This is a genomic window from Curtanaerobium respiraculi (assembly GCF_024609215.1).
In the GTDB taxonomy this organism is placed as follows: Bacteria; Actinomycetota; Coriobacteriia; order Coriobacteriales; family Eggerthellaceae; genus Curtanaerobium; species Curtanaerobium respiraculi.
Window position 1 is genome coordinate 53,842 of sequence record NZ_JANIPD030000001.1, and the last position, 12,016, is coordinate 65,857.

Annotated in this window: 8 protein-coding genes and 1 tRNA gene; 1 reads left to right on the forward strand and 8 read right to left on the reverse strand. The window is 58.3% G+C overall.

Features of this window, described 5'->3' with window-relative positions:
* Nucleotides 1-63: 63 nt before the first annotated feature.
* On the reverse strand, nt 64-1,860 hold the full coding sequence (locus tag NOV21_RS00245) for a serine/threonine-protein kinase (RefSeq protein ID WP_283169636.1): 1,797 nt from the start codon (nt 1,858-1,860) through the stop codon (nt 64-66).
* A gap of 150 nt (nt 1,861-2,010) precedes the next feature.
* Here NOV21_RS00245 and NOV21_RS00250 point away from each other — a divergent pair.
* A tRNA-Leu gene (locus tag NOV21_RS00250) sits at nt 2,011-2,097 on the forward strand.
* A 970-nt stretch (nt 2,098-3,067) separates the two neighbouring features.
* On the opposite strand, the gene NOV21_RS00255 is transcribed toward NOV21_RS00250, so the two are convergent.
* The 7 genes from NOV21_RS00255 to NOV21_RS00285 form a co-directional block, all read right to left on the reverse strand.
* Entirely contained in the window at nt 3,068-3,493 is a 426-nt protein-coding gene (locus NOV21_RS00255) for a PaaI family thioesterase (protein WP_283169637.1), read from the reverse strand.
* 729 nt (nt 3,494-4,222) lie between these two features.
* Complete coding sequence (locus NOV21_RS00260; RefSeq protein ID WP_283169638.1) at nt 4,223-5,524, reverse strand: MFS transporter; 1,302 nt, start codon at nt 5,522-5,524, stop codon at nt 4,223-4,225.
* A gap of 281 nt (nt 5,525-5,805) precedes the next feature.
* Nucleotides 5,806-6,726 carry a LysR family transcriptional regulator gene (locus NOV21_RS00265; protein WP_283169639.1) on the reverse strand — a complete coding sequence of 307 codons (921 nt, stop codon included), beginning with the start codon at nt 6,724-6,726 and terminating at the stop codon, nt 5,806-5,808.
* Nucleotides 6,727-7,015: 289 nt separating this feature from the next.
* Entirely contained in the window at nt 7,016-8,257 is a 1,242-nt protein-coding gene (locus tag NOV21_RS00270) for a CaiB/BaiF CoA transferase family protein (protein WP_283169640.1), read from the reverse strand.
* Between the two features lie 119 nt (nt 8,258-8,376).
* Entirely contained in the window at nt 8,377-9,573 is a 1,197-nt protein-coding gene (locus NOV21_RS00275; RefSeq protein ID WP_283169641.1) for an acyl-CoA dehydrogenase family protein, read from the reverse strand.
* A 162-nt stretch (nt 9,574-9,735) separates the two neighbouring features.
* Entirely contained in the window at nt 9,736-10,329 is a 594-nt protein-coding gene (locus tag NOV21_RS00280) for a hypothetical protein (RefSeq protein WP_283169642.1), read from the reverse strand.
* Complete coding sequence (locus NOV21_RS00285) at nt 10,326-11,966, reverse strand: AMP-binding protein (RefSeq protein WP_283169643.1); 1,641 nt, start codon at nt 11,964-11,966, stop codon at nt 10,326-10,328. Before NOV21_RS00285 ends, NOV21_RS00280 begins: the two co-directional genes overlap by 4 nt.
* Nucleotides 11,967-12,016 lie beyond the last annotated feature (50 nt).

The following is a 12,016-nucleotide window of genomic DNA, read 5'->3' on the forward strand; positions in this document are numbered from 1 at the left end:
GGGATCGAGCCGCTCCGGCGCCAGCGTGCCGTCCCCGGGCTGGCGGAATATATCAGCGGTTCCCTAGTCTTCACGCACGGGAATGCCGACGAAGATCAGAACGAGACTGAGGACGAGAGGGACGGCGACCCGCCCGATTTCGATCGTGCTGGGCGCGAAATCGCCAACTGCCAGGTAAGCATTCCCCAAGAGCATCGCCACCATCACAAGCGCGCTCGCAACCCATCCCAGCAACGCCATCGGGAGCGTGCCGCGCGTGCAGCACACTGCGCTGATGGCGGCGACCGAGAGCCACGCTGCAATGGACAGGTAGGTTTGGGGCAGGGAGAGCATCGCGAGCAGATGCCCGTTGTAGTCGGTGGACAGCTCCAACTGGAAACCCACCGCATTCCATGTGGAAATATCTTGCGCTCCGCCCGCCGTCAAGAGAAGGGCGAGCAGCGCCGTCATGCCTGTGGTGATGAGCGCGTCGCGCACGGGCAAGAAATACCCGGCAAGCAGCGGGGCGGCATTCCCCATGCCAAGGCACCCCAGAACGACCGGGGCCATCGCCGTATTCGCGTGCGGCATGCCGCGCCGGCCCGAGAAGAGCCACCATGCGCATGTGCCCGCCAGCAGCAATGCGCCCGGAACGACCGCCCCGCTTGCGAACAACGCGATGGAGAATGCAGCGAGCGCCAGCACGGCGCCGACATGGGGCACGAGCGCCGCCGCAAGGACGATGAGGGCAAGCGCCCCCCAGAACGCGATGCCCCCCAGCCCCCCGAGCTGGGGGACGGCCTGCAGGCTCGCGAACGAGAGCAACCCCGCCCCGACGGTGCTCCAAGCCCGCATGAACGCAGGCTTCTCACGCAGGCCCAGGCGCTCCAGAAGCGGCACCCTCCCGGCGAGCTCCTCCTCGCCCCTCTCGTCGTCGATGGCCTGCGCCACGGTATGCGCGAGCTTCTTCGTTCCGGAACGCGCATCGCCCAACAGCGGCAGGAGCACTTCGGCGAAATCGCGTACGCTCTCGTACCGCTCGTCGCGGTCGGGATCGAGCGCGTAGAACAGCACGTCGTCGACCTCGGGGCCGAGGTCGGGCATACACAGGTGGGGCAGAACCAATTCGGCATCGGTTATCGCACGTTGGGCGGCGGGGATATCCTTCGCCCAGAAGGGGTTCTCCCCCGCTATCATCTCGTAGACGACGCTCGCCAAGGCCCATTCGTCGCACCGTTCGTCTAGGGCGCCGCGATCCATCTGCTCGGGCGGCATGTAGCCGATCGTCCCCCCGGCCGCGCTGTCGAACCCGGCGGCGCTCGACAATTCCGAAAGCCCGAAATCGGTTACCTTCACCAGGCCTTGATGGTTGATGAGGATGTTATCGGGTTTGATGTCCAGATGGAGCACGGCGTTCTCGTGGGCGGTGGCAAGAGCGTTCGCAACGCCATCGAACACCGCGGCGACGATATCGGCGTCCACCCGATCGCCGCAGTCGCGCAAGAGCTGCGCCAGCGTGATGCCATCCACATATTCCATGATCAGGTAGGCTGTGGAGTCCTTCACCTCGAAGTCAAGAACCCCCACGATGTTGGGCGCTTGGAGCAGGGCGGCGGTGCGCGCCTCCTCCAAACCGGGGATGTCGGCGTTGCCGGCCCGGAGAAGATCCTCCACGCTCTCGGCAGAAGCAGAATCTTGGGAATCCACGGGATCGACCCAAGGAGGCGCGCCCTCGGATGGGAAGCCGCCGAGCGGCATGCATTTGACCGCAACACGCCGCTGGATGCGCGTATCCCAGGCGATCTGCACCGTGCCGAATCCGCCGCGCCCCGCCTCGCCGAGCGGACGATAGCGATTGAGGATCAACTCCGTCGATTCCATGGCGCATCCTCCTCTGCGGGGCTTTCGTGCGATTTATTTGTCGGAAGCCATACTATCGCAGTTTTTCGGGTTGCCAACCGCAGTGCTGTCGGTTACTATTCCTTCTTGCCTGTCCGCCTTGGCTATCCGCCTTGGCGAACGAAGCATCATGCGGGTGTGGCGGAATTGGCAGACGCGTACGGTTCAGGTCCGTATGGGGGCAACCCCATGAAGGTTCAAGTCCTTTCACCCGCACCAGAATGCAAAGCCACCCTCGGGTGGCTTTTTCGCTTTCATCGCCCGGATGCCCGGCAACGTCGGGTTATAGGCCAAAAGTGGTGTTATAGGCCCTTTCGTGTTGATGGACTTCGCTGCACCCCCAGTTCAGATACCCTAAAACAGCTCTGAAAGTCCACGTCCTCCAATAATGCAAGTTGTAGGCTTTTCTCGAACTTGAAGCCATGTTTTCCGTCTGTTTGCCCAAAATGCGTGTGCCGGCTTGGCCGAAAGCCGAATGGGCGAACGAAGGCTGTACGGTCCCGATTGGTGAAATGGTGAGAAAACTTCCGTCTTGCGTTCCTGAAAAATATGCAGGCTCTATAGGTTCGAGGAAGAATAATGACAACCATTCCGTGAACGTGGGATGTGCACTGAGGAAAAAGGGCGGGCTGACGTGCGCCCGACCGCCGAGGGCGCGCAACGAAACCGCCGAGGGCGCGCAACGAAGGACGTTCCGGGAACCGGAACCCTTTAGGGGGATCTCCAACCTATTCGGAACATTAGCCTCTACGAGCCGAAGTTCGTCGGGGGCCATCTTCGGGGGTTTCCAACCTTTTCCGGACCTGGATGCCTGGAAAAGCCGCTCCATGGGCCAACTTCGGGGGTTTCCAGCCTTCTCGGAAGCTGAAGTGCCCTCCCCCTCCCTCGCAGGGAAACATCCATTCCGGCATTCGGCCAGGTCAACGAGGCGTAAAAAGGGCTTCCGCTCGGCATGCGCAAAATCGCAGGGTCGGGCCAGCTGGAGAAAAGGCTGGAAACCCCCGAAGTTGGCCCGGGATCCCCCCATATCGCGCCCTCAGGTCCCGTCAAAGCCGGAAAGTCCCCGAACTGGCCCCTCCCGATTGCAATCGGGGGATAGGCGGCCCGACCAATTATTCGGAGCTTACCCCCAACACGGGCAACTCCGCGAGCGCGGAGAAGCAAGATAGCCCGGCCAATTATGTGAAGCTTACCCCCTGCTCTTACGACGCATGTTCTTGCGTTCGAAGTATTCGAAGGAGACGATCTTGGTTTCGAGCGTCCCTTCGGAAACGATGTCGCCCGCATCGTCGTAGGCGGCAACCTTCCACTGCTGCACGCGTGCGCCGGGAGCGTACTCCGTATCGCACACCAGCTCGGCCACTCCGCGCAGCCTCCCCCGTTTACCCGGTTTCCGATGCTTTACCTGCACGCTCGTGCCGAACGGCAGCTCTCGTCCAAGGTCGGCGTTCAGCTCCGCGCCCCGGCTCGCCGCAGTCTCCAACAGCGAAAGCGTCGCCCCGCCGTGCAGGAACCCATGCGGCTGGAAAAGCTCGGGAACGATGGGCATCTCCGCCACGACGCGGTTTTTACCCTCTCGAATGATCGAGATGTTCAGCATATCGGTGAACGCCATGGGTTAACTCCTTACCAGGTGGGAATCCGATGCCATTGGGAATCATAGTACGGGAAGCCGTTCGCCGGTAGCGTGGCGCGCGTTTTCCATCCTCATTCGCACCACGCGCATGTCCACGTTCGATCCGAATCCATAGCATGATGACGCGTTTTCCATCCTCATTCGCACCCCAGTTCCAAACAGGAGCAGACGGAACGCCCAGCGCTTATCACCCCGCCTCATGGCGGTATGCTTACTGACCTCTCGCAGACAGGGCACACGCCTTGCAAATCTTTATTCTCGCCCGATGCTTGATAAGGAGCCACCATGCCCGCGGAAAAAGCGCACACCCTGCGTAGAGCGGCCGCACACCCCACCTCGCTTAAGGGAGGGTCGCTTAAGGGAGGGCTACCAGACTTGCGAGCCAAGCAGATCACAAATCTAACCTCAACCCTGAATGAGCGAAATGCCTACCGGTTTCCGGGGCAAGAAGCGATCTATCAGCCTCTGCCGCCTCTCGCATTCCATTCAGAAGGTTGGGGAAGCCGACACCCGGACTCCTTTAGAGAACGCACCTTGAAGGTAAGCGCTCTTCCGAATATTCCCTTTCGTGTGCCTGATGTCCCTTGATGAAGCTGTCGTCCAGAGACATCTTCGCCCTTTGAGCCGGAGCCGAGCCTCAAAGAAGAAGGGGCGGCCGATTTTGAGCGGCCACCCCTTCCAGCAGGCAGTAATACGACGGTTGAGCAGCTAGTCCTTCATGGGTTCCATGGCGCTGTAGCCGAAGAGCTTCTTGTACTGGGAAACCAGGTACAGGCACATGACGGTGGAAAGAAGCGCAGCGACGAGCAGGAGGATCATCATGATCCAGACGGCGCTCGCCTGACCGACGGCGGTGGTCATGGAGCCGACGACGAAGGGCAGGAACACTGAGGCGAAACCCATGAACGTGTAGTACATTCCAACGTTGCGGCCGCGCGGTCCGGGAACGATCATCTGGCGCAGGGTCACGCCGGTCTGCAGCATGCCCCCGGCAGCGGAGAAGCCGAGAACGGCGATGCCGAAGTAGACGGCACCGGCGCCGATGCCCAGCGGGAGCGCCAGGATGACGACGGCCAGGGCAACGGAGGCCAGGATGGAGTCGATCAGGATGACCTTCAGCGGACTCCAACGGAGCTTGCCCATCATGACGGCCCAGAAGAGGACGGCGATGATGGAGCCGGCAGTGTAGATGGATGTCAGGCCGGCGGCGGCAACCGGATCAAGGCCGAGGTTGGTGATGCCGAACTGCTTGGAGTACTGCTGGGCACCGTACATGATGAACATGATCACGAAGCCGAAGAACAGCGTGATGAAGTTCTCGAGGCCGTTGGGCTTGCGCAGCATAGCGTCCTTGGCGGCTTGGATTTCCGCTTCCGCGGCGTTCTTGGCCTCCGTGTCGCCTTCGACGCCCTGCTTGCGCTCGTCATCGTAGACGAAGGGCGTGAGGGCGGCCATGATGACGCAGATGACCGACAGGACGATCGGGATGATAATGTTGATATGCCAGGAATCGCCGGCGTTCCATGCGGCCAGCAGGGGGTAGAAGATGCCGGACACGGAGATGACCGCCTTGATGCCGATCGTGGAAGAAGCGGCGTACTTCGGGTTCGCCTCGGCGATGGCGGGGTAAAGCGCGCCATCCCAGAAGCCGGACGTGGCGACACCGGACAGGAAGCCGGCGACGCATGCAACGGTCACGTCGGTGGCGACCAGCATGATGGCGAAGCAGATCACGTACAGGACAGCGCCCAGAACGGCGGGAATCTTTCGGCCGATGCGGTCGGAGATCTCGCCACCGATCCACACGCTCACGAATTTGCCAACACCCGTCCAGGTGATGGCCAGGGCGACCGCGGCGGCACCGGCGGTGGCGTCGGCATAGCCCCACTGAGTATAGAAGTTGACTTGGTTTTGGCTGAAAATAATCGCTTGCACGCCATGCGTCAAATAGCACATGTAGACGGTGGCGATGGCAAACATATATTTCTTTGCCCTCTGAACTGCGCTCATGGCATTCCTCCTCATAGTTTGGATTTTTCACAAGTCGTACCGAGCCCGTGGTTAGCATTCGCCGCACTTGGGCCGTACAAGCGCATCGAATACCAACCTAAGTGCATGATATGGGTTGCCCCGGTTGAGCGCCAATAGAACTTAATGTCATGAAATCGTTGAATTGATTGAATTTGTTATCCAGTGATAGCTGAAAACTATTCCAAGGCGCATTGGGCAATGCACGGCGGGGAAGCCTGCAGCCTCCCCGTCGGGGTAATATGAAAAACCTGATCCCTTAGCTAGTCGAGCGGGACATCATCATCATCGGGGCAACCCGCGGAAAAATCAACCGTGGGTGCGAGTTCGATGAAATGCTCAACCGTCGGGCTCCGATACACTCCCTTTTTGTAAACCATATACACCGGATGGAAATTCTTCGGAACCTCCTCGATGGGCAGCGCAGTCAAGTCCGCGAAAAGCGAGGTGGCAATCGTGTCCAGACTCAAGCCGATGGCATCATCGCTCGCAGAAACAATCGATGCAAGCGTGATCTCGTCGTCGCATCGCTCGGTTGGAATGACGTTGCGCCCCTCAAGAAGCTCCTTCACTTCCTTACCGATCGGCGTATCCTCTCGATATGTGATGATTGAGTGGCCGGCGAAATCGGAAAACGATAGCTTCCTTTTCTCAGCCAGGAAGCTATCTTTCGAGACGATGGCTACGAGTTCCTGGTAGAGAACAGGAACGAAAGCAAGATGATCTTTGCCTTCCACATAGGCGGTGAACGCCACATCGTAGCGGTCTTCCTCAAGCCCTTTGATCAAATCGTTCGTCATGCCCTGATACAGATCGATGCGGGGACCGGAGCCGTATTTCTCTCTGAAGTCCCTGATGAGAAGCGATATGAAGCAGTTTTCGATGGTATAGATCGTACCGACGGAAACTGTTCCGCTGAACTGGCCCGTCTGCTCCTTAAGGATGTCGCTCCCCTCATGCAGGGCGGAAAGAGCTTTGATGGCGTACTTGTTGAACTCTTTGCCATATTTGGTCAAGCGGACGTTCCTACCGCTTTTCTCAAACAGCGGCACACCAAGCTCTTTTTCCAGCCTGGCAATGGAATTGGATAAAGTCGGCTGGGTGATGTACAGCTGTTCGGCCGCTTTCGTGTAGTGTTGAAGCTCCGCCAATTTGCAGAAGTACTGAAGCTGAGAGATATTCAAGGGACCTCCCTCGCCGTGCCTTGCTTGGTTTTCCGATCAAAATATCTCACAAGTTATGTTGGAACATATTAATCAGAGTTAATTATAGCTTTTCTGTTATGAATCAGATACGAATCGATTGCCTTATTGCACCCTCTTTCCCCGTCAGGTAATAAAAAATGACGGGGAAAGAGGGTGCAGAATAGAAATTATGTAAGGAAAGCCAAAGGAGCAATGCCCCAAACGAAAGCGCGGTGCGCGGATGAAATCGCCCACGCACCGCATGTCTGAAGCGTTATCAATCAGGAACTTATTTGCCCTGAAGGGTCGCCAGCTTGACAGGTCCGGAAACGGAGCCGTCTGCCATGGCAGCTTCGATCTCTTCCTTGCTGTAGCCCAGCTCAATCATAACGGCTTCGGTGGCAGAGCCCATCATATCGGTCGGCTCGAGCTCAGAGGTCTCGTTCAGTTCGAATTGCACGGGCACGGTCGGGCACCAACGGCCGCCCTTGGGATAGGGTACCTGCTTGATATACTCATTGATCAGCGCGTTCTGATCCTCGTACACGTCGGTCGGAGTCTGCGCGGGCTCGCAAGGCATGTCGTTCTTGCCAAACATGTCAAGCAGCTCGTCACGCGTGAACTGCGCGAAGCCGGCATCCAGAATATCTGTCACCTCACCTGCGAGACCCTTAGCGTTCACCGTCTCGCACACGGAGTAGTCCGGATGGTCGGCCAGCTCGTCGCGATGGATGAGATGCATGACCTTCGGCCAGTCGCGATCGTATTCGGGAAGGCACAGCACAACCCACTTCTCGTCCTTGGAGCGGAACACGTTGTTCAGCGGGTTGTTGACCTCGCGGCGACTCTTGGGGTACTCGTTGCCGTACTGGGCGGAAACCATGCCCGTGGACAGCGCGTAGATGGCAGCATGCTCGAGTGCGCAGGTCACGTAATCACCCTGGCCGGTCTTCTCACGACCAATGAGGGCAGCCAAGATGCCGGAGGCCAGAAACATGGAAGCCTGGAAGTCACCATAGCCGTTCGTCGGGATCATCGGGGCGTCGCCCTTGTTCACCGTGGTGCCGAACACGCCACCGCGACCCATGTAGCAGGTAACATCGAAGCCGGCGTTGTCCTTTTCAGGGCCCTTCTTGCCGTAACCTAGGCCGTGACCCATGACCAGGCGGGGGTACTTGGCGTGAATGCTCTCCCAATCGAGACCCATCTTCGCCAGCGACTTCGTGCGCATGTTGGTGATGAACACGTCAGCGTCGACCAGCAGCTTGTGCATGACCTCAAGGCCCTTCTCGGACTTCAGGTTCAAACTTATGAAACGCTTGTGCATATTCGCCATGTCGAAGCCGAGGTTCTCGTCATCGGACGCGGGCATACCGAACACAACAGCCTGGTTCACACGGCCAGGATCGCCCTTGGCAGCTTCGATTTTGATAATGTCGGCACCCCATTCGCCCAGCACACGGCCCGTCGTGGGAGTAGCCAAGAACGTGGTCAGGTCGATAACTTTGATACCATCAAGCGGCTTGCTCATATCGTCTCCTATCGAATCTTCCGGACAGCTGAAAAACCATCCCTTTGAAAAAGAGGGCCGACGAAACCGCCAACCCTCTCCCGATTATTCCATTCTAGAGTAAACTCCCAATGTCGTGATTAGAAGTTGTACTTGATCTCGCCCTGGAAATTCTGGCACTGACGAGCGATAGTGATGCGCTGCACGCAGGGAGCGCCTTCTTCAAGCCACATGGCACGGCAGTCGCGATACAGGCGCTCGGTCGGGCCGTAGGGGGAATCCTCGAAGTAACCGTCGCCACCGAAAATCTCGAGCATCTCGTCGGAAACCAGCTTCACGGTATCGATGGAGAACAGCTTGCAGATGGCGGCCTTCTCGGTGACGTATTCGTTGGTGGGGTTGATGTCGTAATCGCGAGCGAAGTCGTAGATGGCGGTGCGGAGGACATGGATCATCTTCTGCATCTCGGCGATCTTCTGCTTGATCATCTGGCGGGAAGCGATCGGCTTGCCGAAGGTGATGCGGTCGTTAGCGCGCTTGAGCGACATCTCGAGCATGCGCTGAGCCATGCCGAGGTTGGAGCATGCGATGTGCACGCGGGAAACGGACAAGGAGTGGATGGCAATTTCCATGCCTTGGCCCTCTTTGCCAAGCAGGTACTTGGGATCGAGCTTGACGTTGGTGAACTTCAGGCCCGCATGGCCGGCGCCCCGGCAGCCCATCATGTGGGACATCGGAACGATTTCGAAACCGGGAGCGTCATTGGGTACGACGAAGGCGGACAGACGGTCATCCTTTTCCTTGGTCTCGTCGGTCACGGCGATGACATAGGTGTAGTCGGAGCAGTCGGTGTGGCTGATGAGCCACTTCTCACCGTTCAGCAGGTAGGTGCCGTCGGCCTGCTTGATGGCGGTGGTGTGGATGTCAGCACCCGTGCCACCGGTCTGCTCGGTCAAGGCGAAGTTGATGTAGACGGACTTGTCCTGGAACTTGTCCATGAGCTTGTCCTTCAGCTCCTTGGTGCCGTAGTCATCAAGGATGCGCCAATTCAGGTCAGCGGCATGATGGAGATGCATGCGCATTCCGCCAGGACCGCGGGAGAACTCTTCCTGGACTCGCAGGATTTCCAGCTCGGAGAGATCCCATCCGCCGTACTGGGAAGGTAGGTAGTAGCGGTACAGATCGTTCTTCTTTGCAAGCTCGTAGAACTCCTGAGGGAACGTATTCGTGACCTCGATTTCCTTCTGCATCTCATCAAACGGGCCTTCGGCAAGCTCGCGGATCTGCTTCAGATACGCCTCGAACTGCTCATCGGAAATTTTCGCGTTGGGATTCATATATCCTCCTAGTGTGTCCCGCGATTCTTTCATCGAGCTTGATAGCTCTCATGGGTACTATTTTGTAATGGCTTACTACTATTTTCCAATTGATACCGATCGCCATTTTCCCGACGATCCATTCCGATAACCAATGGGTATCGGGAAATGCCTGTTCAGGGCCTATATTCCAACCGAAGACGTGGGAATCGGGGTTGCCATGCGCTCCAGCGGCATACGCACGATTCCCAAGTTGCGGACAGCGATGTAGGCCACCATCCCCGCTTTGCAGCGGAACTTGCATTCGATGCACGGGTCTTTGTCGCAATAGGCGAAGGCATCCTCGTCCGCAAAGGCAAAAACGAGCGGCGAGTGCTTCTTGGGAATGACATACTTCACCTGGATGCCTGTGAAGGTCTTGACCGCAACCCAATCGATGGCGTACTCGTCGCTGCGGATATCCCAGGACACCTTCAGCGCATTGTTATTGAAACTGCCCACGAACTTATAGTCAACCGAAACGCATTCGGGAAGGTCTTCCAGCGCCACGAACGAGACCGCCGACTCCTTCTCCTCCTCGTTTTCGCTGAAAAAATCAAGGTAGGCAGGTTCTGCAGTCGGCGTACGAATCTCCCCGCCGAGTCGTGACGGCCCCGATCCTGCAAGGCCGAGCGCCACGCTGCCCAGATGCGGATGGTAGAACGGCAGATCCTCGCGCGAAACGCGTGGCTTCGTCGTGGCATGCGAGCGCGTGACGCTAAATTCCGTGTTCTTCACTTCTCGTTCTCCTTCTCCCCCATGCGGCGCTTCAACTCCTCCGTCAAAACCCATTTCTTGACTTTGCCCGTCGGAGTGTACGGTATCGCGTCGATGAACTCTATGCGCTCGGGCCATACGCGCTTCGCAACTTTCTTCGACCGCAGGAACGCTTTCACATCGTCCAATGTCGGCCCCGCTCCCTGAGGCACAACGAAGGTGCAAATACGGTCCCCCAGGCGCTCGTCGGGCATGCCGATCGTCGCATGGGCGCCGATTCCCGGACAGCCGATGAGATTCGCATCCACCTCATTGGTTGAAATGTTCTCCCCACCGCGGATGATGATGTCTTTGATTCGGCCGGTGATGCGTATGCGCCCCTGCTCGTCAGCTACGCATAAATCCCCGCTGTAAAACCATCCGTCCGCATCGAGGGCGGCATCCGTACGCTCGGGCTCGTTCAAATAGCCCACAAACTGGTGCGGCCCGCGCGACGCCTCCTCGCCCTGCACGCCGGGGGCGACCGGGCGGTGATACTGGTCGACCACCCTCACCTCGATTCCCTCATAAGGAATGCCCGACCAATGGCCGTTCCACTCCAAGCATTTTTTCGGCGGAACGATGATATGAGGGCAGCTCTCGGTGGAGCCGTACGATTCGCACAGCAGCACGCCATGCCGATGCGCGCGCTCGATCAGCGTCTGCGGTACCGGCGCACCACCGCAGAGATATAGTTTCATAGGAAGGTTGGGGGAGTTTGTCTCCTCCAGCAACTTGAGCACGTCGAAGATGAACGGCGTGGCACCATGCGACCAAGTGCAAACGTTCTCCCGAATGAAATCGAGTGCCGAAGCGGGAGTGTAATCCTGCTGGAGAGCGACGCTGCTTCCTAGAAGCGTCGCAGCAACCAAACCATGGTACAGCCCCGTCGCGTGGTTGAGCGGCGAGGGCATCCACATGCGGTCATCTTGGTCGAGATCGAGCACGGAAAGGTATACCCGCTCGGAGAACAGGATGTTGTTATGGGTGTGCATGACCATCTTCGGCGTGCCCGTGGAACCCGAGGTCGCTAATATGCAGGCGACATCGTCGGAACGGGACGGGCATCCGCCCCGGTACGGTTCGAAGGTGCCGAGGATGTCGGAGAGCAGGTCAGCGCCTTCGAACGATTGCTTGAAGTCTCGATCGATCAGGCCGATGGCCTTCAGCGAATCGATGCGCTCGCGCAGCAGCGGACTGCGCTCGTCGAAGCGCATGTCCTTGAACAACGTGGGTGCGATGAAGGCAGCCGGACGAACACGTTCAAGCAGTTCGAACAGGGCATCGCCAGAGAGGCGCGCATCGAGAGAATGGACAACGGCACCGATTTTCACGCAAGCGATGCCAGCAACCGCAAACTCCACCCATTTCGGCACCTGGAGTGTCACGATATCGCCATTTTCAACCCCGCAGTTTGCGAGCCACGATGCGACTCGGGACGCTTGCTCATCGACCTCCGCATAGGTCAGCGTATTGTCCCCGTCATCCTTCACGTAGATGCGGTCCGCGAATGTGCGGGATTGCCCGTTCCAGATATCGTTCAGGGTTTGAGATTGCCAATAGCCCTTTTCGTAATAGAGCCTTTTACGGTTTTCGTCGATTCGAAGATCGGTAATCATGCGATTTCCTCCGCGCTCGAAAAACCGCGCGATACGATTCACGCTGCACT